We start from the raw sequence: 19,461 nt of genomic DNA on the forward strand, positions 1-19,461 counted from the left end.
CAATGACGATCAAGCGCGTACGCAAGGCGGTATTCCCCGTTGCCGGTCTCGGCACCCGGTTCCTGCCGGCGACCAAGGCGATGCCCAAGGAGATGCTGACCGTCGTCGACAAGCCGCTGATCCAATATGCGGTCGAGGAGGCGCTGGAGGCGGGGATCGAACAGATCATCTTCGTCACCGGCCGCGGCAAGGGCGCGCTGGAAGACCATTTCGACGTCTCCTACGAACTCGAGGCGACGATGAAGGCGCGCGGCAAGTCGATGGCGCTGATCGAGGGCATCCGCCAGAAGCCGGGCAGCCCGGTCTATGTCCGCCAGCAGGAACCACTGGGCCTCGGCCACGCGGTATGGTGCGCGCGCGAGATCGTCGGCGACGAGCCGTTCGCGGTGCTGCTGCCCGACGAGCTGATGGTCGGCGGCTTCCTGAAGCAGATGGTCGCTGCGTATGAGAAGGTCGGCGGCAACGTGATCGGCGCGCTGGAAGTGCCCGACAGCGAAACCGACAAATACGGCATCATCTCGCCCGGCCGCACCGATGGCCGCCTGACCGAGGTAACCGCGCTGGTCGAAAAGCCGAAGGGCAAGGCGCCGTCCAACCTGATGATCCCCGGCCGCTACATCCTCCAGCCGGAGGTGATGGATATCCTCGACGCGCAGGAGCCGGGTGCGGGTGGCGAGATCCAGCTGACCGATGCGATGGCGAAGCTGATCGGCACGCAGCCGTTCCACGGCTTCACCTTCGACGGCAAGCGGTACGATTGCGGCGACAAGACCGGGTATATCCAGGCCAATCTCGCGCTGGCGCTGGCGCGCGACGATATCGGTCCCGCGGTCCGCGAATTCGCCCGGACGCTGCTGGGGTGACCACGATATTGGTGACGGGCGTGGCGGGGTTCATCGGGTTCCACGTCGCCGACCGGCTGGCCGCGCGGGGTAACCGGGTGGTGGGGATCGACGATCTCAACGCCTATTACGACCCCGCGCTGAAGCGTGCGCGGCTCGCCGAACTGGCGGTACGCCACGGCGATGCCATACGCTTCGTCGAAACCGATTTCGCCGACGAGGCGGGGTTGCGCCGGGCGCTGGATGGCGAGGCGTTCGACCGGATCGTCCATCTCGGCGCGCAGGCCGGGGTGCGATACTCGATCGAGCATCCCCATGCCTATGCCCGCGCCAATCTGATCGGCCACCTCACCATGCTGGAACTGGCGCGGTCACGGAACGGCTTGCCCATGGTCTATGCGTCGTCGTCGTCCGTCTATGGCGGCAACACCTCGCTACCGTTCCGGGTCGGCGATCCCGTCGACCATCCCGTATCGCTCTATGCGGCGACCAAGCGGGCGGACGAATTGATGAGCGAAAGCTACGCGCATCTGTATCGCCTGCCGCTGACGGGGCTGCGCTTCTTCACCGTCTATGGACCGTGGGGGCGTCCCGACATGGCGATCTGGCTGTTCACGGACGCGGTGCTGGCCGGGCGGCCCATCCGCGTTTTCAACGAAGGCCGGATGCAGCGCGATTTCACCTATATCGACGACGCCGTGACCGGCATCGTCGCCGCGCTCGACCGTGCGCCCATGGATGACGGCATGGTGAAACCGGGCGGCAGTCGCAGTCCGCATGCGATCTACAATATCGGGAACAACCGTGCCGAACCGCTGGGTCGGTTGATCGACCTGATCGAACGGGCAAGCGGTCGTACCGCGATTCGCGATCTCCAGCCGATGCAGCCGGGCGATGTCCCCGCCACCTTCGCCGACATCACCGATGCGGCGCGCGATCTGGGCTTCACCCCCACGACCGGTCTCGAAGCCGGCGTACCGCGCTTTGTCGACTGGTATCGGCGCTATACGGGCCGCTGACCGCAGGCGCGGCAGCCGGGGTCCTTGGGCAGCCGCAGCGTGCGGAACCGCAGCGACAGCAGGTCGGCCAGCAACAGGCTGCCGGCGGGATCGTCGCCGAACGGCACGATCGCGCGGATCACCTCCAGCGCCGCCATGCTGCCCAGAATACCGGTCACCGGCCCCAGGATGCCGACATCCGCGCAGCTTCGGTCGGGCCGCGCGGGTGCGTCGCCGACGAAGCAGCGATAGCAGGGCAGGTCGGCCTGCCATCCGCGATAGACGCCAAGCTGCCCCTCGAACTGGTCGACCGCCGCCGACACCAGCGGAATACGGGCATGAAGCGCGGCATCGGCGACGGCCAGCCGGGTCGTGAAATTATCGCAGCCGTCGAGCACTACATCGGCGCCGGCGATCGTCATGGCCACGTCTTCCGCATCGATGCGCTGTCGACTCGCAACGATCTCGACATGCGGGTTGATGGCGTGGGCGCGGTTGGAGGCGGCATCGACCTTCGCCCGGCCGCGATCCGTCGTGGCGAAGATCGTCTGCCGCTGGAGATTGGAGGGTTCGACGACATCGTCGTCGATCAGCCGTAGCCGGCCGATACCCGCACCCGCCAGATACTGGATCGCGGGCGACCCGATCCCGCCGGCACCGATCACCACCACCGATGCCGCCTTCAGCCGCATCTGGCCGGTACCGCCGATCTCGCGCAGGACGATGTGTCTTGCGTAGCGCTCCAGTTCCGCGTCCGACAACATGGTGGCCGCTATAGTTCCGGTCGACCATCCCGCAAGCCGATCTGCCGCGGACAAAAAAATAGCGGCCCGAAGGCCGCTATTCTCTCGTAACCGAGCGTGAAGCTCAGTTGCTGTCCGCGTCGTCGTCTTCGTCGGCGACGATGACGATGCCCGCGACAACGGCAGCCGCTGCGATGACCGCAACGATGATGCCGCCGCCGGCCAGCTCATTCTTCTTCGCCGAGTGCGAACCGGCGCGAGCCGACTTCGCAACCGACAGGCTCGCTGCCGAGTTGGCCGGAGCTGCTACGGCAGGCGCAACTGCCAGCGTGGCGGCAGCGGCGGCCATGAGATACTTCCCAAGACGCATATTGAACTCCCTTAGTGTTCGTCGCCCCATTCCCTTGCATACAAGAATACGCAAGGCAACCCGACAACACTGCCCGTCGCAGAAACGTTCTGCGGCGATGCAGCACTGCAACACTCGATCATGCTGCAGCGAGCATGCTGTAGCCCAACTATCACAGGCTGCGAAAGGCAGGTTCGATCGGTTTTGCAGGTTTCGCGCCGAAAACCGTGGGGAATGCGATCAGGCGAAAACTTCTTTTACGCCCCTCACCACCGGTAACCTGCCGTCAGTTGATACCAACCGGCGGGCAGCGATACGGACGATTCTATCCCCGTCCGGGTCAGCGACAATAGATAGCCCACGACATATTGTTCGACGGAAGGGCAGCCGATCGCCCGGGGTACGATCTGGCGTACCTGTCCGGCCCGCCCGACCAGAATCGCGACGGGCAATTGCAGGTTTTCGTCTTCGGGCGGGGGCAATTGTGGATGACATCGACCGGCTTCCACCTCGTCCCTGACGAAGCCGACGCCGTCGGCGATGCTGGCCGTGCGGGGCAGGGGATAGGTCGGCAGCATCGGCCATTCCGCCACCGGCGGGGGTACGAGTATCGCGGGCGGCGCACCGGGAGAGGGCTCCGGGTCCGGCGATAGCTGCACCATCACCGCAAGAGCGACTGCAGCGATCATCGTCCGGTCGATCCGAAACCACCTTCGCCCCGGACGGTGTCGTCGAGCGCCGCGACCTCCACCAGCCTTGCGTGCTGGACGGGGGCGGGCACCAGCTGCGCGATCCGCTCGCCACGCATCACCGCGAAGGGCGCCTGCCCCAAGTTGACGAGGATCACCTTCACCTCGCCCCGATAATCATGGTCGATCGTGCCCGGCGTATTGAGGCAGGTGATGCCGTGGCGCAGCCCCAGACCGGATCGGGGGCGGACCTGCACCTCGTAGCCCTCGGGTATCGCCAGCGCGAAACCGGTCGCCACCGCCGCGCGGGCGCCGGGGTCGAGTGTCATCGTCTCAGCGGCGACGACGTCCATCCCCGCCGCTCCTGCCGTCGCATAGGCGGGAAGCGGCAGGCCCTCGCCATGGGGCAGGCGCCGGATGCTGATCGTGATCGGATTCATGGCCGCTCCCGCAGTTCGTCGGCGATGCGCCGTACCAGCCGGATGGCGACCTCATCCTTCGTCATCGTTTCCCAGCTTTCCACGCCGGTTGCGGTCACGAGGTGGACGCTGTTGTCGGCGCCGCCCATCACATCACCCGATACATCGTTGGCCACGATCCAGTCGCAACCCTTGCGGCCCCGTTTGGCGACGGCATGATCGATTACCCGTTCGGTTTCCGCGGCGAAGCCGACGACGAGGCGCGGACGGTCGGCCCCCACGGACAGCCGGGCGAGGATATCCGGGTTCTCGATCAGCGTCAGCGCGGGTGGCGAGCCCGTCTTCTTCAGCTTCTGATCCAGCGGCGCGACATGCCAGTCGGCCACGGCGGCGACCATCACCGCCACGTCGGCGGGCATCGCCCCGGCGACCGCCGCCGCCATTTCTCGCGCGGTCTGCACGTCGACCCGGTCGACGCCGGCGGGCGTCGGCAGCGTCACCGGCCCGGCGACCAGCGTGACGCGGGCGCCGAGGGTCGCGGCGGCGCGGGCGATCGCGAACCCCTGTCGCCCGGACGACCTGTTGGCCAGATAACGGACCGGATCGATCGGCTCATGCGTCGGCCCGGCGGTGACCAGTACATGCCGCCCCGCCAGCGGCCGATCGGCGACACCCGGCGCCGACACGTCCAGCGCCGATTCGATCGCGGCGAGGATCGCGGCTGGTTCGGGCAGCCGGCCGGGGCCGTATTCCCCGCACGCCATCGCGCCGTCGTCGGGATTGAGCACGGTGATGCCGTCGGCGCGCAGGCGGGCAACGTTGCGCATGGTGGCGGGATGTGTCCACATCCGCACGTTCATCGCCGGCGCGGCCAGTACCGGCTTGTCGGTGGCGAGCAGCAGCGTGGTTGCCAGATCGTCCGCCAGCCCCGCCGCCATCCGGGCGAGCAGATCGGCAGTGGCGGGTGCGACGACGACCAGATCGGCCTGGCGACTGAGCTGGATATGGCCCATCTCCGCCTCGTCCTTCAGGTCCCACAGGCTGGTGTGGACGGGCTGTTCGGACAGGGCGGCCAGCGTCATCGGCGTGACGAAATGGCTGCCCCCCTCCGTCAGCACACAGCGTACCATATGGCCGCGACCGCGCAGCAGGCGGATCAGTTCGCATGATTTATAGGCGGCGATCCCGCCACCCACGATCAGGAGGATACGCTTCATCGCACGCTCCTTCTCACGGTGATACGCCGGTTGTCGAGCGCGCCGGCGAGCAGATCGCGCAACAGGTCCGGAATGAAGACCAGTCCGACGAGGGCGACCGGTGCGACCAGCAGGCCACCCATTGCGGGCACGCCCGTCGCCAGTACCAGCAGTACCGCCAGCATCGTACCCCCGGCGCGGATCGCCAGCGGGTCGCGCCACGCCGTCCACCCGATCGTCGCCAGCAGTACCATCACCGCCCCGGCGGATACCGGCAGCAACAACGCCGCCGTCGTCGTCGCGACGGTGGCGAAGCCCGCGCTCCATCCCGGCCCGTTCGTCATTGCCGCCGCCATATCCAGCGGATGAAGCACACCCGCCACCCCGTGGAGGTGAAAGCCCAGCACTACGACCAGCACCAGCAACGCACCCGACCATCCGGCGGCTTCCTTGCCGTAACCTTCCCGCCAGGCGCAGGCGGCCATCACCACCAGGTACAGCGCGGCGACCCCCGCCGTCAGCGCCGCAGCGAGGCCGAAGCCCACCGCCTCCATCCACCGGCGGGGATGGCGGCGCGCCAGCGACAGGGCGATCAGCAATCCGGCCCATGTCTCGGGCACGGCGGTCAGGTCCGGCTGCCCCGCGGGTACCAGGCCGGCGATCAGCAGGACGAGCAGCACGACCTGTCCCGCCGCTCCATCGCATACCGCCACCATTCGCGCCTGCCACGCCATCGCCACCACCGCGGCGAGCAGGATCATCATCGCCACCACCATGATCGGCGGCAGGGCGGCGATGATCACAGGCAGTGCGGGCAGGGGGAAGCCGAGCGCGGGTCGCAGCGATTCGCCACCGCTGCGCAGCGTATCGGCGGCGATGGGATAGAAACCGCCGCCATGGCGCAATCGCTCGACCAGTCCGGTGTCGCGGGCCAGCACCGGCCCTGCATCGATCGGCGACGCCGCCATCGCCAGCAGCAGGACTGTTGCCAGCACGATCAGCGCCAGCCACCACCGGGCAGGGGGCCGCGACAGCGTGGCGGCGCGGGTCGGGGCGGCCAGCAGCAGCGGGCGCGACGGGCGGCGGCGCAGCGGGTCGCGCATCGGCGCCTAGTGGAGCAGCGCGATCGTGGCGGCGGCGCCCCCTGCCGCGGCCAGTGCCGCCACCAGGGCGTAACGCCAGCCACCACCGATCCGGACGATATCGACCTCCTGCAGGGGCAGGGCAGGCGGCTCGCCCCCCGGCGCCGGATAACGCGCCTCGATCCGGCGGACGAGCTCGGGCAATCCGGCCAGCGTCCGGAAATCGAGGATCAGCCGGTCGGCGATCGCCGCCTCCGGCCCTAGCTCGGTACGAATCCATTCGCGCACGAAGGGCGCGGCGGAATCCCACAGATTGATATCGGGGTCGAGGCTGGTCGCGACCCCCTCCACCATCACCATCGTCTTCTGCAGCAGCAGCAGGTGCGGCTGCGTCACCATGTCGAAATCGCGGGTGATCGAGAACAGCCCGTCGAGCATCATGCCGATCGACATGTCCTTCACCGGCAGGCCGCGCATCGGTTCGCCTACTGCCCGCAGCGCGGTCGCGAATTCGGCGACGTTGTGATGTGCGGGGACATAGCCGGCTTCGAAATGGATTTCCGCGACGCGTTTGTAGTTGCCGGTGATGAGGCCGTAGAGAATTTCGGCCAGCCATACGCGGGCGCGCCGGTCGATCCGGCCCATGATGCCGAAATCGATCGCGGCGATGCGGTTACCCGGCATCGCGAACAGATTGCCCTGATGCATGTCGGCATGGAAGAACCCTTCCGCGATCGCCTGTCGCAGGAAGGCCCGCACCAGCGTTTCGGCCAGGCGCGGCAGATCATAGCCGGCGGCGACCAGCGCGGGCCGGTCCGACAGCTTGATCCCGTCGATCCACTCGGTCGTCAGGATTTTTGCGGTCGATCGTTGCCAGTCGATCGCAGGCACGACGAAATCCGGCTCGGCGGTCATCGCCTCGGCCAGTTCGGAGGCGGAGGCCGCCTCGCGCCGGAAATTGAGTTCGCGCAGCGTCCAGCGGCGGAAATTCTCGATCGTCAGGCGCGGGCGCAGTCGGCGGGCTTCGGGGCTGAGCGCTTCCAATTGCGCCGCCGCCCATTGATAGGTGTCGATCGCGCGACCGAAATCGTCCTCCACGCCGGGCCGCAGCACCTTCACCGCGACCTGCCGGCCATCGGTGGTGACGGCGCGATGGACCTGCGCGATCGAGGCGGCGCCGACCGGCGTCTCCTGAATCTGGGTGAACAGCACCGCCGGGTCGCGGCCCAGCCCGGCGCGCAACGCCTCGTGAATCGTCTCGTACGGGATGGCGGGCAAGCGGTCCTGCAATCGCAGCAGGTCGTGCGCGGCATCGTCGCCGACGATGTCGGGACGGGTCGCGAGCGACTGGCCCAGCTTGATCGCGGCGGGGCCGATCGCCTGGAACGCATCGGCATAGCGCGGCACCGCCGGCACGCGCGCGCCGATCCGGGCGATCCGCACGATCCGGCGTACCGCGGCGGGAGTATTGGGATCGCGCTCGATCCCGCGCAGCGCGCCGTGGCGAGCGAGGATGCGACCCCATTTCAGGAGCCGCCAGATATGGGTGGCGGAACCGGTCACGGGGCGGCTCAGATCTTCCAGCCGCTGTGGATCGCGACCAGGCCGCCCATGATCGGTTCGACCTTCGTATTCACGAACCCCGCCTCGCCGATCATCGCCTTGAACGTCGGCATCGGCGGAAAGCGCCGGATCGATTCGATCAGATAGCGATAGCTGTCGGCGTCGCGCGCCAGCAACTGCCCCAGCTTCGGCACCAGCCGGTGCGAATAAGCGTCGTACACCTCCGCGAAACCCGGCCATTCGACGGTCGAGAATTCGAGGCAGAAGAATCGCCCGCCGCGGCGCAGCACCCGGTGCGCCTCGCGCAATGCCCTGGGGATATCGGTGACGTTCCGGATGCCGAATGCGATCGTATAGGCATCGAAGAACCGGTCGGGGAAGGTCAGCGTCTCGGCATTCGCTTCCGTCCAGACCAGGCCGTCGATACCGCGCTTGGCGGCGCGACCCATGCCGACGTCGAGCATCGCGGGGTTGATGTCCGCCACCGTGATCGCCGCGCCCGACGGGGCCATGCGGAACGCGATGTCGCCGGTGCCGCCCGCCATGTCGAGGATCTGTTCGCCGTCGCGCGGCTTCACGCGGCGGACGAACCGGTCCTTCCACAACCGGTGCATCCCGCCCGACATCGCGTCGTTCATCAGGTCGTAGCTGGAGGCGACGCTGGTGAAGACGCCGCCGACCCGCTGGGTCTTTTCCGCCGGAGCGACATCTTCATAGCCGAAGGAGACGGTTTCGTTCATGGGCAACGCCCTAGCGGGCGCTTGTGGCGGGGGCAAACGCAACCTAGCTCCATGGAGTGCCAGAACTTCCCGAAGTCGAAACCACCGTTCGCGGGCTGACCCCCGTTCTCCACGGCCAGCGCCTGACGCTGGTCGAGCCGCGCCGCGCTGATCTGCGCAAGGCGATCCCCGTCGATCTGCGTCAACGGATGCAGGGGGCGGTCGTCACCGGATTGGGTCGCCGCGCCAAATACGGCATGATCGACACCGATCGCGGCGATACGATGATCTTCCATCTGGGTATGTCGGGGCGCTGGCGGGTTGATCCGGCCGATCTGCTGGTGCATGACCACCTGTTGATCGAGACAGCGGTGGGGCGGCGGCTCGCGCTGAACGACCCGCGGCGATTCGGTTTTCTGGACCTGCTGCCGACCGCGGAACTGCCCGCCTATGCCGCTTTTGCGGCGATGGGACCGGAACCGCTGGGTGATGACCTGACCGCCGCCGGGCTGATGCGCGCGCTGGAAGGGCGGTCCGCCCCCATCAAGGCGATGCTGCTCGACCAGCGGATCGTGGCGGGGCTGGGCAACATCTATGTGTGCGAGGCGCTGCACATGGCAGGGATCGCGCCGTCGCGGGCGGCGGGACAGATTTCACTGGGGCGACTCGAACGGCTGGTTCCGGCGATCCGCACGGTATTGCTCGCGGCGATCGAGGCGGGGGGTTCCACGCTGCGGGATTTCGCGGCGCCGGACGGTGAGCTGGGTTATTTTTCCAAACAGTTTCTGGTCTATGGTCGCGAGGGCGAAGCCTGTGCCTGTGGCGGGCCGGTACATCGGCAGACGCAGGCGGGACGATCCACCTTCTGGTGCCCGCGTTGCCAGCGCAACTGAACGCGCCATGTGTTGACGCCTCGGTGCGTGGCGGCTAAGGGCGGCGGCTTCCAAGCATCGGGTGTTCCCGACGCTTCCAATTCTTCGAACCGAATTCAAGGACCGATCCAGCATGGCGAACACGCCGCAAGCCAAGAAGCGTATCCGTCGCAACCAGCGCCGCGCCGATGTGAACGGCGCACGCGTCGGCCGCATCCGCACTTTCGTGAAGAAGGTCGAATCGGCACTGGAGTCGGGCGACAAGGTTGCGGCGGCTGCGGCCCTCTCGGCGGTGCAGCCGGAACTGGCGCGTGGCGTCGCGCGCGGCGTGCTTCATCGCAACACCGCCAGCCGCAAGTTCTCGCGTTTGACCAAGGCGGTCACCGCGCTCGCCTGATCCGTTCAGGAGGACGAAATGACGACCCGCCGGGTAATTCCCGGCGGGTTTTTTCGTGCCATTTTGCGACGATCCGAGGAACTACCGCCGAGGTGGCGCAATGCACTGATTCAGCGGGCTTGATCTCGAGCAAGATCGTCGTTTTTCTAAGTAAAATGTAGCAAAATCAACGACTTGTAAGAAAGTTTGACGCATTTCCGCCAACCGTGACGTGTCAATCCGGTTTATTTCAGATTTGTGGCCGGACCCGGTCTTGATCGTACCTCCCAGCCCTTCATAATCACTTCCACGCCGGCAATGACCATTGCGGCGTCAGAACCAGATCAGCGAAGCCCGGGTATCGTATCGGTACCCAATGGGGGGCTTTTGTCCGGATGTAATTAACGACGGCAAAGCGATGTGCTTTTGCCGGCGGGAGAATTGTGCGCGTGAACGAGTGGCAGGGAGATACGGTGAGCGAGCAGGCGCAAGCCTGGGCGCAGATCCGCGCCTCACTGCGCGAGTCCGCCGGCGTCCGGCTGTTCGACCAGTGGCTGAAGCCGATCGAACTGGTCGAGGCCGATCCGGATGAGGACGATATCGTCCGGCTGGCGCTGCCATCCGCCTTCCTGGCGAACTGGGTACGCAGCCATTACGCCGACCGGCTCCAGTTCGAATTCCGGCGCCTCCTGCCGCATGTCCGCGATGTGAAGCTGGAAACCCGGCCGCCGTCGCGGATGCCGGTGATGATGGCGGCGGAGCCGGTGGCGGATGCCGGGCTGGAAGCATCGCCGGTGATTCGCGAATCGGTTCCGGCGATGGCGCCTGCCGCCGCGGCGCCCGTCGCGGTGGCGGAACCCGGCGAGCGGCCGTTGCTCGATCCGCGGCTGACCTTCGATCGATTCGTGGTCGACCAGTCCAACCGCGTGTCCTTCAACGCCGCCCGATTGCTGGCCGAACCCGGTATCCCGCGGTTCTCGCCGCTTTTCATCCATTCGACGACGGGGCAGGGCAAGACCCACCTGATGCACGCGATCGGCCACGCCTTCCGCGCGGCGGTGCCGCATGCGGTGGTGATCTGCATGTCGGCCGAGCGGTTCATGTTCGATTTCGTTGCCGCGATGCGCGCGCGCGATACCTTCTCTTTCAAGACCCGGCTGCGGTCTGCCGATCTGCTGCTGATTGACGACCTTCAGTTCATCGCCGGCAAGGATGCCACGCAGGAGGAGTTCTTCCACACGATCAACGAGATCGTCGGTGCGGGCAAGCGGCTGGTGATTGCCGCCGATCGCCCGCCCCAGGCGCTGGACGGGGTCGAGCCGCGCATCATCAGCCGGCTGGGGGCAGGGCTGGTCGCCGATATCAAGGCGCCCGACTTGGCGCTGCGCCGTGCGATCCTGGAACGGAAGGCCGCCGAGCTGCCGGGTACGGTGATGCCGCCCGAGGTACTCGACATGATCGCGGCCCGCGTCCACACCAGCGTACGCGAAGTGGAGGGGGCGCTGAACCGCGTCGCCGCCTATGCGCAGTTGACCGGCGAGGCGATCGATCTCGATTTTGCCCGCCAGACGCTGGGCGACGTGTTCCGCGGCGCGGAACGTCGGGTAACGATCGAGGAAATCCAGAAGCTGGTCAGCCAGCACTTCGAGCTGAAGCCGCTCGATCTCGTTTCCGCCCGCCGCTCGCGTGCCGTAGCGCGCCCACGCCAGATCGCCATGTACCTGTCGAAACGGTTGACCACGCGCTCGCTACCGGAAATCGGCCGCAAGTTCGGTGGGCGCGACCATTCCACCGTGATCCACGCGGTCCGCAAGATCGAGGAGCTCCGCGACACCGACCGCGATATCGATGGCGCGGTGCGCGTGCTGATGCGGGAATTGGAAGCCTGAAGGGAAGCGATTGCTTCCCCCCGGTCGGCACCGGTCGGGCTAGACCTGCAACCCCGTCGCCCGTTGCGCGGCCCGCAAGGTCGGCTCCGCCAGGGCGCGAGCCTTGTCGGCGCCCCGTTCCAGCGCGACACCCACGGCGGCGCGATCGTCCAGCAGCCGGACCAGTCGTTCGCGAATCGGGCCGAGGACGGACACCGTCAGGTCGGCCAGCGCCGGCTTGAACGCTCCAAACCCTTGGCCGGCATGTTCCGCCAGCACCGCATCGGTGCCGATCCCGGCCAGCGCGGCATAGATGGTGACGAGGTTGCGCGCCTCGGGCCGGTCCACCAGTTCGGCCATCGTCTCGGGCAACTGGCCGGGATCGGTCCGCGCCTTGCGCATCTTCTGCGCGATCGCGTCGTCCGAATCGGTCAGGTTGATCCGCGACGCATCGGAGGGGTCCGACTTCGACATCTTGGCGGTGCCGTCGCGCAGGCTCATGATTCGGGGCGCAGCGGGGGAGATGAAGGGTTCGGGGGGCACGAACAGGTCGACGCCGAAATCGGCGTTGAACTTGACCGCGATGTCGCGCGCCAGTTCCAGATGCTGTTTCTGGTCGTCGCCCACGGGCACGTGCGTGCCGCGATAGACGAGGATGTCGGCGGCCTGCAGCACCGGATAGGTGAACAGGCCGACCGAGGCGCCGTCGCGGTTCTTGCCGGCCTTGTCCTTCCACTGCGTCATCCGGCCGAGCCAGCCCATCCGCGCGGTACCCTGCAACACCCAGCACAGCTCGGCATGGGCAGAGACGCGCGCCTGGTTGAACAGGATCGACCGGTCGGGATCGATCCCGGCGGCCAGCAGCGTCGCCGCCATCTCGATCGTGGTGGCCGCGCGTTCGGCCGGGTCGATCGCCACCGTCAGCGAATGGAGGTCGGCAAGGAAGAACAGCGCCTCGCCGCCCTCCGCCTGCATGTCGTCCTGCATCGCGACCCATTGGCGGATCGCGCCCAGATAATTGCCGAGGTGGAGATTGCCGGTGGTCTGGATGCCGGAGACGATGCGCAACGAACGGGTTCCTTCAGGCGGGGCGGCGGATCAGTCGCTTCAGATCGGCCGGACGAACCGCGCCGGTCAGCACGGTGGCGGCGGCATAGACCAGCCCGCCGGTGCCGACCAGCACGACCAGCGCGCCCCAGCGCTCGACGGTCGATCCGGTGACATAGGGGGTGAACAGGTCGTTGAGGAAGAACATCGTAGCCCCCATCGCCAGCGCCGCGACCAGCAGGCGCGGCGCGCGGCGGCGCAATTGCATATCGGGGACGAACTGACCGCGCTTCGCCAGCGTGCGGTACAGCAACGCGACGTTCACCGTGCTCGCGATCGCCGTCGCCAGCGGCGGCCCCATATGCTGGAGCGGCACGATTAGCGCGAGGTTGAGGACGAGGTTCACGACCATCGAGATCGTCGCATAACGCACCGGCGTGCGCGTATCGGAACGAGCATAATAGCCCGGCGTCAGCACCTTCACGAGGATGTACGACGGCAACCCGATCGAGAAGGCGGCCAGCGCCTGCGCGGTGAACAGCGTGTCCTCCACCCCGAACTTGCCATGCTGGAACAACGCGGCGGTGATCGGCACGCCGCACAATATCAGCGCGGCGGTGGCGGGCAGGGTGAGGAACAGCGCCAGCTCCATCCCCCGGTTCTGCGTCTCCATCGCCGCCGCCTCGTCCCCCTTGCCCAACAGGCGCGAGATAGTGGGCAGGAGAACGGTGCCCAGCCCGATCCCGACCAGCCCGAGCGGCAGCTGGTTCAGCCGATCCGCCATGTAGATATAGGTGACCGAGCCGTGGGGCAGCAGCTTGGCGGCCAGTGCCGTCGATACCACGAGATTGATCTGCACCGCGCCCGTGCCTGCGGCGGCCGGCCAGACCAGCGACAGCATCCGCTTCACATCCGGGCTGATCCGCGGCCGGCCGATCCGCAGCCGGACTCCGGCGCGGCGGCACGCCCACCATAGCCATGCCAGTTGCAGCACGCCCGCCACCGTGACCGCGATCGCCTGATTGCGGGCGGTCAACATCGGCGATTCGGCATGGAAGACGAGCAGCGCGACAATGAGAGTGATGTTCAGCAGGATCGGCGCCGCCGCCGCAACCCAGAAACGTTGCAGCGAATTGAGAATGCCGCCGAGCAGGGAGACGATGCTGATGAACAGCAGATAGGGAAAGGTAAGCCGGCACAGCTGCACGACGAAGGCGAACTGGTCGGGCGAGGCATCCTTGAACCCGAAGGTCAGCACCCACGTCACCGGCCATGCCGCGATCTCGACGATGGCGGTCATCAGGATCAGGATCGGCAGCAGCACCGACAGCGCGTCCTGGGCGAAGGCGACGCCATCGGGCAGGCCGCGCCCGTCCTTGTCCGCCACCTTGCGGTTGAACATCGGGATGAACGCGGCGGAAAACGCGCCCTCCGCGAACAGCGCCCGGAACATGTTGGGCAGGCGGAACGCGATCAGAAACGCATCCGACGCGAAACCGGCTCCGACGAACCGGGCGAACAGCCCGTCCCGCACCAGTCCCAGTACCCGACTGGCGAGCGTGAGCCCGCCGATCGAGCCCAGCGCCCGGGTGAGGTTCATGGCCGTTCGTCCCGGTTCGGACGGATTGGATCAGGCGTGGCCGACCTCGGTGGTGGTCGGCTGGCCCTGCTGGGCCGCCTGCTGGAGGTACAGCTGGCCGAAGTCGATCGGCTCCAGCAGCAGCGGGGGAAAGCCGCCGTCGCGGACCGCATCGGCCAGCACGCGGCGGGCGAACGGGAACAGCAGGCGCGGTGCCTCGCCCAGCATGAATGGCTGGATCTGGTCGACGGGGACATTGCGGAAGCCGAACAGACCGGCGAACGACAGGTCGACGATGAACGCGGTCTGGCCGTCGACATCGGCCCGCACGTCGATCTTCAGGACGACCTCATGAACCTCGTCGGCCACCTGGGTGGCGCCGATGTTGAACTGCACGTCGATTGCCGGCGGTGTCTGCGACTGGAAGATCGCGGGTGCGTTCGGGTTCTCGAACGACAGGTCCTTCACATATTGCGAGATCATGCCGGCGGCGGGTGCGGTGTCGGTGCCGTTGGCAATCGGCTGGCCGGACGCGCCGTTGTCCTGATCGTCCATGTCGTTTTCCTTATGCGATGAGCGTGGCGGTGGAGCGAAGCGGGCAGACCGCGCGTTCGATCCGGTGTTCGTCGCGTAGCAGCGCGAACCCCCCGTTTCAACGGCGGGGTTGCCTGCTTCTCCCCGATGCCGGCCGTGCATTTGAATCACCGGCGGATAACGCCTATGTCATTGTCGAAGATCGGAGGCCCGGTGCTCTACGTAATTGTGTTCGCGATGATAGCCGCTTTCCTGGCGCTGCGCCTTTATGGCGTTTTGGGCAAGCGGACGGGGCATGAACAACAGCCCCTGCCGCGCGCCGCCGAGGAACGTGGTGCGCTGCCTGCCGTCCCCCGTGCAGTCGACGTGACGGCCGAACCGCGCGAGGCTGCCAACCGTCATATCGAACCGAAGGCAGAGGCGGGCCTGCGCGCGATCGTGGCCGGTGAGCCGGGCTTCGATGTCGGCCAGTTCCTGCAAGGGGCGAAAGGCGCGTACCGCATGGTACTCGAAGCGTTCTGGCAGGGTGACGAGGTGGCACTGGCCGATCTGTCCGGGCCCGATGTCCATGCGGCGTTCGGCGAAGCGATCGCACAGCGTCGCGAGGCGGGCGAAACACTCGATAACCGGCTGGTCACGATCGAGCGCGCGGTGATCGCCGATGCGCAGCTTGTCGGGCGCGATGCACGGATCACGGTGCGCTTCGATGCGGATATCGCCGCCATCACCCGGAATGCCGAGGGTCAGGTAATTGCCGGATCGTTGACCGACGCGGTCGAGACGCACGATGTCTGGACGTTCATGCGGACGCTGAAAAGTGGCGATCCCAACTGGAAGCTCGTTGATACCGATGAAGCATAAGGTTGCGGCGTGAGCAGGCAATTCGGTGGGGTCGCACTCACGCTGATGCTGGGAGCGTGCAGCGGCGCCATCGTGCCGCCCGCTCCGTCATCGATACCGGTGGCCCGTCCGCCCGGCGGGGCGGGGGGCAAAACCACCCACCATCCGGTTCGCGACACGGCACCGGTCAATATACGGCAGGCGGATGGCCGGATCGTCGCCGCCCTGCCGATCGCACCGCAGCCGGTGGTGGTGCCAACGGGTGCCGCGACCGCACAGCTGGCCGGCATCGTCGCCGGCCCCCCGGTCGCCGCCCTGCCGATCACCGATGCGCAGGCCGTGGCGGCACGCACCGCGTTTGCCTTGTCCTGCCCCGGCCTGATGCGTCGGACCGATGGCTCGGGATTGACGCGGGGGACGGACTGGCAGGGTGCCTGCACCGCCGCCCGCCAGCCGGGGGATGCCCGCACCTTCTTCGCCACCTGGTTCGAAGCGGTACAGGTCGGCGACGGCAAGGCATTCGCCACCGGCTATTATGAACCCGAAATCCGCGGATCGCTCGATCAGCGACCCGGCTATGCGGTGCCGGTCTACGGGCGACCGACCGATCTGGTCGATGTCGATCTCGGACAATTCTCGACCGACCTGAAGGGAAAACGGGTCCGTGGCCGCGTGGAGGGCAAGTCGCTCGTCCCCTATTTCGATCGGACTCAGATCGAACAGGGTGCACTGTCCGGGCGGGCGCCGATCATTGCCTGGGCCGCCGATCCGGTCGAGATCTTTTTCCTCCAGATCCAGGGTTCGGGCCGGCTCAGGCTGCCCGACGGATCGGTGCTGCGGATCGGCTACGATACGCAGAACGGCCGTGACTATACCGGGATCGGCAGCCTGATGCGTCAGCGCAACCTGCTCCAGCCGGGACAGGCATCGATGCAGGGTATCGTCGCCTGGCTCCATGCCAACCCCGAACAGGGCGCGGCGTTGATGCGCGAGAACAAGAGCTTCGTCTTCTTCCGCGAACTCGACGGGCCACCGCAGGGGGCGATGGGCTATGCCGTGACCGGACAGGTCAGCGCCGCCGCCGATCCGAAATTCATGCCGCTGGGCGCGCCGCTGTTCCTGTCGGTCGATCGCGCGGACGCGACGGGGCTGTGGGTCGCGCAGGATACGGGCGGGGCGATCAAGGGCGCGAATCGCATCGACACCTTCTGGGGGGCGGGCGCCGGCGCGGAAGCGACGGCGGGGGGCATGGCGGCGCGGGGCACTGCGTTCCTGCTGCTGCCGATCGGTACGATGGCGCGGCTGGCATCCGTGGCTCCTGTGGCAGCACCACCGGCATCGATCGCGGGGGCGGCAGGTGCGTCACCTCGACCCTGAGGAAGCGGCGGCGTGGCACCGGGTGATGGCGACGGTGAAGCCGTTGCGCATTGCTCCGATGCCGCGGCCCTCGGTAACGGTCGTGGCCGGCAAGCCCGCAGTGGCACTGGCCAAATCGCTGGCGGCGCGACGCGCCGTGTCGGTCGCACCTGCTGTTCCGCCACGCCCCGTACCCAAACCCGCCGTCCGTACCACACAGAACACGCTGGATGCGTCATGGGATCGAAAGCTGGGGCGCGGCGCGGTGACTCCGGACAGCTCGCTCGATCTGCACGGGCATACGCTGGCGTCCGCCCATGCGCTGCTCGATCAGGGGCTGGACCGGGCCATCCGTCGCGGCGACCGGGTCTTGCTGCTCGTCACCGGCAAGCCACCCCGACCCGAAAGCGAGCGACCGCATGCCCGCGGCGCGATCCGGGCAGCGGTGTCCGACTGGCTGGCCGGTTCGCGCCATGCCGATGCGATTGCGGCGGTACGCGGCGCGCATCCGCGCCATGGCGGGCAGGGGGCGCTCTATCTGGTGTTCAGGCGGCCGCGCGTCGGATGATACCCGCATAGATATCGGTCAGCCGGTACAAGTCGTCGACCGCCACCGCCTCGTCCACCTTGTGCATCGTCGCGTTGAGCAGGCCGAACTCCACGGTCGGGCACAGCCGCGACAGGAAACGCGCGTCGGACGTGCCACCGGTGGTGGATAGTTCCGGCTCGATACCCGTCACGTCCCCGATCGCCGCCGTCACTACATCAGATAGCGGGCCGGGCGGGGTCAGGAATGCCTCGCCGGAGATGCGGGCGGTGGCGGTACCGCCATGGCGCGCCGCGATGGCGGCGATCCGGTCGGCCAGTTCCCCGCCACGGTGAAGGTCGTTGAACCGGATCGACAGGCGGGCGGTGGCCAGTGCCGGGATCACGTTGGTCGCGCCGTTGCCGACCTGCAGATCGGTGATCTCGATGTTGGACGGCTGGAACCAGCGGTTGCCATCGTCCAGCCGAATCGCCTCGATCTCGGCCAGCATCGCGATCAGCCGGGGGATCGGATTGTCGGCGAGATGGGGATAGGCGACATGCCCCTGCCGCCCGGCGACCTCGATCCAGATGTTCACCGATCCACGCCGCCCGACCTTGATCGTATCGCCCAGCCGCGCGGCGGAGGTGGGTTCGCCGACCAGACACCAGTCGGGGCGCATCCCACGCGCGGCCATCCGCTCGATCAACGCCACGGTGCCGTAGGTGGCCGGCCCTTCTTCGTCGCCGGTCACGATCAGGCTCACCGTGTCACCCGCCTCGCGAGCGGCCGCGGCGACGAACGCCGCCACCGCCCCCTTCATGTCCACCGCGCCGCGTCCGTACAGCAGGCCGCCGCGCACCGTGCCCGACCAGGGTGAGTCGGTCCATCCGTCGCCCGGCGGCACGACATCGACATGACCGGCAAAGGCGAGATGCCGGCCCCGGTCACCGCGTATCGCGAGCAGATTCTCGACCGGCCCGTCCGGGGCGTCGCCGACGACGAAGCGGTCGACCTCGAACCCGGTCGCCGCCAACGCCGTCGCCAGTATGTCGAACACCGCGCCGTGTGCGGGCGTCACGCTGTCGGCCCGGATCAGGTCCGCCGCCAGTTCGACCGGATCGATCGTCACCTTCAATGGCTCACCGGGGGCTGGCTGCGGGCTGTTCATATTGCTGGAGGACCCAATCCTCCTCCTGCGCGCCGGCGATCCAGTCCTGCATCCAGCGGTGGTTCAGCACCGCCTCCATATAGCCGGTCGCGAACCGAGCGACGGGCAGCTGATAGGTCACGATCCGTGTCACCACCGGCGCGAACATGATGTCGACCGCGCCGAACGCGCCGAAGAGGAAGGCGCCGTCCGATCCGAACCGGGCCCGTGCCTGCGCCCATAATTCCATGATTCGCGCCAGTTCGGCGATGACGTCGTCGTCGGGCCGCTGCGCAGGAAATATCTGCCGGATGTTCATGGGGTGTTTGCGGCGCAGATGCTGGAACGACGAATGCATTTCCGCCGCCATCGACCGCGCCATCGCACGCGCGGTATCGTCGATCGGCCAGAACCGGTCGCGGCCGACCTTGTCCGCCAGATATTCGATGATCGCCAGGCTGTCCCACACCACCGCCTCGCCATCCCAAAGGATCGGCACCTTGCCCGAAGAAGGCGCGAACTCGTCGCCCTGCCGCCGCCGGTCCCATTCCGCGTCGTAGAGGGGCACGACGACCTCCTCGAAGGCCAGCCCCGCCTGTTTGGCGGCGAGCCAGCCGCGCAGCGACCACGAGGAATAGGCCTTGTTGCCGATGATGAGTTTCATACCCACCGACTAGGCGAGGTCCCCGGCGGGGGCAACCATCGGCGTCGGG

General features: G+C 67.4%; 21 protein-coding genes. 8 read left to right on the forward strand and 13 right to left on the reverse strand.

The features are described 5' to 3' along the window. Window positions 1-2 precede the first annotated feature (2 nt). Window positions 3-863 carry a UTP--glucose-1-phosphate uridylyltransferase GalU gene (galU, locus tag ABD719_RS14575; RefSeq protein ID WP_192124873.1) on the forward strand — a complete coding sequence of 287 codons (861 nt, stop codon included), beginning with the start codon at window positions 3-5 and terminating at the stop codon, window positions 861-863. Then, window positions 860-1,861, forward strand: a complete 1,002-nt coding sequence (locus tag ABD719_RS14580; protein ID WP_344694114.1) for an NAD-dependent epimerase/dehydratase family protein — start codon at window positions 860-862, stop codon at window positions 1,859-1,861. Before galU ends, ABD719_RS14580 begins: the two co-directional genes overlap by 4 nt. On the opposite strand, the gene ABD719_RS14585 is transcribed toward ABD719_RS14580, so the two are convergent. From ABD719_RS14585 to ABD719_RS14620, 8 genes are all read right to left on the reverse strand, one after another. After that, window positions 1,846-2,604, reverse strand: a complete 759-nt coding sequence (locus ABD719_RS14585) for a HesA/MoeB/ThiF family protein (RefSeq protein ID WP_344694115.1) — start codon at window positions 2,602-2,604, stop codon at window positions 1,846-1,848. The two genes, ABD719_RS14580 and ABD719_RS14585, sit on opposite strands and share 16 nt — an antisense overlap. Window positions 2,605-2,707: 103 nt before the next feature. Continuing rightward, entirely contained in the window at window positions 2,708-2,932 is a 225-nt protein-coding gene (locus ABD719_RS14590; RefSeq protein WP_192125116.1) for a hypothetical protein, read from the reverse strand. Between the two features lie 266 nt (window positions 2,933-3,198). Continuing rightward, a complete protein-coding gene (locus tag ABD719_RS14595; RefSeq protein ID WP_344694116.1) occupies window positions 3,199-3,621 on the reverse strand; it encodes a hypothetical protein in 423 nt (140 codons plus the stop codon). Continuing rightward, complete coding sequence (gene dut / locus ABD719_RS14600; protein ID WP_344694117.1) at window positions 3,618-4,061, reverse strand: dUTP diphosphatase; 444 nt, start codon at window positions 4,059-4,061, stop codon at window positions 3,618-3,620. The genes ABD719_RS14595 and dut overlap by 4 nt, the downstream gene beginning before the upstream one ends. Then, window positions 4,058-5,257 carry a bifunctional phosphopantothenoylcysteine decarboxylase/phosphopantothenate--cysteine ligase CoaBC gene (coaBC, locus tag ABD719_RS14605; RefSeq protein WP_344694118.1) on the reverse strand — a complete coding sequence of 400 codons (1,200 nt, stop codon included), beginning with the start codon at window positions 5,255-5,257 and terminating at the stop codon, window positions 4,058-4,060. The genes dut and coaBC overlap by 4 nt, the downstream gene beginning before the upstream one ends. After that, window positions 5,254-6,339 (reverse strand): hypothetical protein, encoded by a 1,086-nt coding sequence (locus ABD719_RS14610; RefSeq protein ID WP_344694119.1) that lies wholly within the window; start codon window positions 6,337-6,339, stop codon window positions 5,254-5,256. Before ABD719_RS14610 ends, coaBC begins: the two co-directional genes overlap by 4 nt. A gap of 6 nt (window positions 6,340-6,345) precedes the next feature. Next, a complete protein-coding gene (gene ubiB, locus ABD719_RS14615) occupies window positions 6,346-7,881 on the reverse strand; it encodes a 2-polyprenylphenol 6-hydroxylase (RefSeq protein WP_344694120.1) in 1,536 nt (511 codons plus the stop codon). 8 nt (window positions 7,882-7,889) lie between these two features. After that, window positions 7,890-8,621, reverse strand: coding sequence for a class I SAM-dependent methyltransferase (locus tag ABD719_RS14620; RefSeq protein WP_344694121.1), 732 nt, complete (start codon window positions 8,619-8,621; stop codon window positions 7,890-7,892). Window positions 8,622-8,677: 56 nt separating this feature from the next. Between ABD719_RS14620 and mutM the strand changes: the two genes are divergently transcribed. From mutM to dnaA, 3 genes are all read left to right on the forward strand, one after another. Then, window positions 8,678-9,493 carry a bifunctional DNA-formamidopyrimidine glycosylase/DNA-(apurinic or apyrimidinic site) lyase gene (mutM, locus tag ABD719_RS14625; RefSeq protein ID WP_344694122.1) on the forward strand — a complete coding sequence of 272 codons (816 nt, stop codon included), beginning with the start codon at window positions 8,678-8,680 and terminating at the stop codon, window positions 9,491-9,493. 112 nt (window positions 9,494-9,605) lie between these two features. Further along, the gene (gene rpsT, locus ABD719_RS14630) at window positions 9,606-9,869 is read left to right on the forward strand and encodes a 30S ribosomal protein S20 (RefSeq protein WP_192124894.1); all 264 of its coding nucleotides are present in this window, start codon (window positions 9,606-9,608) and stop codon (window positions 9,867-9,869) included. 419 nt (window positions 9,870-10,288) lie between these two features. Continuing rightward, window positions 10,289-11,737 (forward strand): chromosomal replication initiator protein DnaA, encoded by a 1,449-nt coding sequence (gene dnaA / locus ABD719_RS14635; RefSeq protein WP_425567186.1) that lies wholly within the window; start codon window positions 10,289-10,291, stop codon window positions 11,735-11,737. 39 nt (window positions 11,738-11,776) lie between these two features. Here the strand turns inward: dnaA and trpS are convergent, their stop codons facing one another. Genes trpS through secB form a run of 3 tightly spaced genes read right to left on the reverse strand, consistent with a single transcriptional unit; the run spans window position 11,777 to window position 14,897 of the window. Next, entirely contained in the window at window positions 11,777-12,784 is a 1,008-nt protein-coding gene (gene trpS / locus ABD719_RS14640; RefSeq protein WP_344694124.1) for a tryptophan--tRNA ligase, read from the reverse strand. Window positions 12,785-12,797: 13 nt separating this feature from the next. Then, window positions 12,798-14,363 carry a murein biosynthesis integral membrane protein MurJ gene (gene murJ / locus ABD719_RS14645; protein WP_344694125.1) on the reverse strand — a complete coding sequence of 522 codons (1,566 nt, stop codon included), beginning with the start codon at window positions 14,361-14,363 and terminating at the stop codon, window positions 12,798-12,800. A 30-nt stretch (window positions 14,364-14,393) separates the two neighbouring features. Then, window positions 14,394-14,897, reverse strand: coding sequence for a protein-export chaperone SecB (gene secB / locus ABD719_RS14650; protein ID WP_192124902.1), 504 nt, complete (start codon window positions 14,895-14,897; stop codon window positions 14,394-14,396). A 192-nt stretch (window positions 14,898-15,089) separates the two neighbouring features. On the opposite strand from secB, the gene ABD719_RS14655 reads away from it, so the two are divergent. Genes ABD719_RS14655 through ABD719_RS14665 form a run of 3 tightly spaced genes read left to right on the forward strand, consistent with a single transcriptional unit; the run spans window position 15,090 to window position 17,640 of the window. Next, entirely contained in the window at window positions 15,090-15,737 is a 648-nt protein-coding gene (locus ABD719_RS14655; protein WP_344694126.1) for a Tim44/TimA family putative adaptor protein, read from the forward strand. Window positions 15,738-15,782: 45 nt separating this feature from the next. Then, complete coding sequence (gene mltA / locus ABD719_RS14660) at window positions 15,783-17,093, forward strand: murein transglycosylase A (RefSeq protein WP_425567187.1); 1,311 nt, start codon at window positions 15,783-15,785, stop codon at window positions 17,091-17,093. A gap of 25 nt (window positions 17,094-17,118) precedes the next feature. After that, window positions 17,119-17,640, forward strand: a complete 522-nt coding sequence (locus tag ABD719_RS14665; protein WP_344694197.1) for a Smr/MutS family protein — start codon at window positions 17,119-17,121, stop codon at window positions 17,638-17,640. Here ABD719_RS14665 and dapE read toward each other — a convergent pair. Both dapE and ABD719_RS14675 read right to left on the reverse strand, forming a co-directional pair. Continuing rightward, window positions 17,618-18,769 (reverse strand): succinyl-diaminopimelate desuccinylase, encoded by a 1,152-nt coding sequence (gene dapE / locus ABD719_RS14670; RefSeq protein WP_344694128.1) that lies wholly within the window; start codon window positions 18,767-18,769, stop codon window positions 17,618-17,620. The two genes, ABD719_RS14665 and dapE, sit on opposite strands and share 23 nt — an antisense overlap. Then, a complete protein-coding gene (locus ABD719_RS14675) occupies window positions 18,741-19,412 on the reverse strand; it encodes a glutathione S-transferase family protein (protein WP_344694129.1) in 672 nt (223 codons plus the stop codon). The genes dapE and ABD719_RS14675 overlap by 29 nt, the downstream gene beginning before the upstream one ends. Between the last annotated feature and the right edge of the window lie 49 nt (window positions 19,413-19,461).

The sequence above is a fragment of the Sphingomonas cynarae genome (genome assembly GCF_039537815.1).
GTDB lineage: Bacteria > Pseudomonadota > Alphaproteobacteria > Sphingomonadales > Sphingomonadaceae > Sphingomonas > Sphingomonas cynarae.

Coding starts and splice junctions, on each gene's coding strand:
- galU (WP_192124873.1), top strand. CDS start 3: ATGACGATCAAGCGCGTACGCAAGGCGGTATTCCCCGTTGCCGGTCTC.
- ABD719_RS14585 (WP_344694115.1), bottom strand. CDS start 2,604: ATGTTGTCGGACGCGGAACTGGAGCGCTACGCAAGACACATCGTCCTG.
- ABD719_RS14590 (WP_192125116.1), bottom strand. CDS start 2,932: ATGGCCGCCGCTGCCGCCACGCTGGCAGTTGCGCCTGCCGTAGCAGCT.
- ABD719_RS14595 (WP_344694116.1), bottom strand. CDS start 3,621: ATGATCGCTGCAGTCGCTCTTGCGGTGATGGTGCAGCTATCGCCGGAC.
- dut (WP_344694117.1), bottom strand. CDS start 4,061: ATGAATCCGATCACGATCAGCATCCGGCGCCTGCCCCATGGCGAGGGC.
- coaBC (WP_344694118.1), bottom strand. CDS start 5,257: ATGAAGCGTATCCTCCTGATCGTGGGTGGCGGGATCGCCGCCTATAAA.
- ABD719_RS14610 (WP_344694119.1), bottom strand. CDS start 6,339: ATGCGCGACCCGCTGCGCCGCCGCCCGTCGCGCCCGCTGCTGCTGGCC.
- ABD719_RS14620 (WP_344694121.1), bottom strand. CDS start 8,621: ATGAACGAAACCGTCTCCTTCGGCTATGAAGATGTCGCTCCGGCGGAA.
- rpsT (WP_192124894.1), top strand. CDS start 9,606: ATGGCGAACACGCCGCAAGCCAAGAAGCGTATCCGTCGCAACCAGCGC.
- murJ (WP_344694125.1), bottom strand. CDS start 14,363: ATGAACCTCACCCGGGCGCTGGGCTCGATCGGCGGGCTCACGCTCGCC.
- secB (WP_192124902.1), bottom strand. CDS start 14,897: ATGGACGATCAGGACAACGGCGCGTCCGGCCAGCCGATTGCCAACGGC.
- mltA (WP_425567187.1), top strand. CDS start 15,783: ATGCTGGGAGCGTGCAGCGGCGCCATCGTGCCGCCCGCTCCGTCATCG.
- ABD719_RS14665 (WP_344694197.1), top strand. CDS start 17,119: ATGGCGACGGTGAAGCCGTTGCGCATTGCTCCGATGCCGCGGCCCTCG.
- dapE (WP_344694128.1), bottom strand. CDS start 18,769: ATGAACAGCCCGCAGCCAGCCCCCGGTGAGCCATTGAAGGTGACGATC.
- ABD719_RS14675 (WP_344694129.1), bottom strand. CDS start 19,412: ATGAAACTCATCATCGGCAACAAGGCCTATTCCTCGTGGTCGCTGCGC.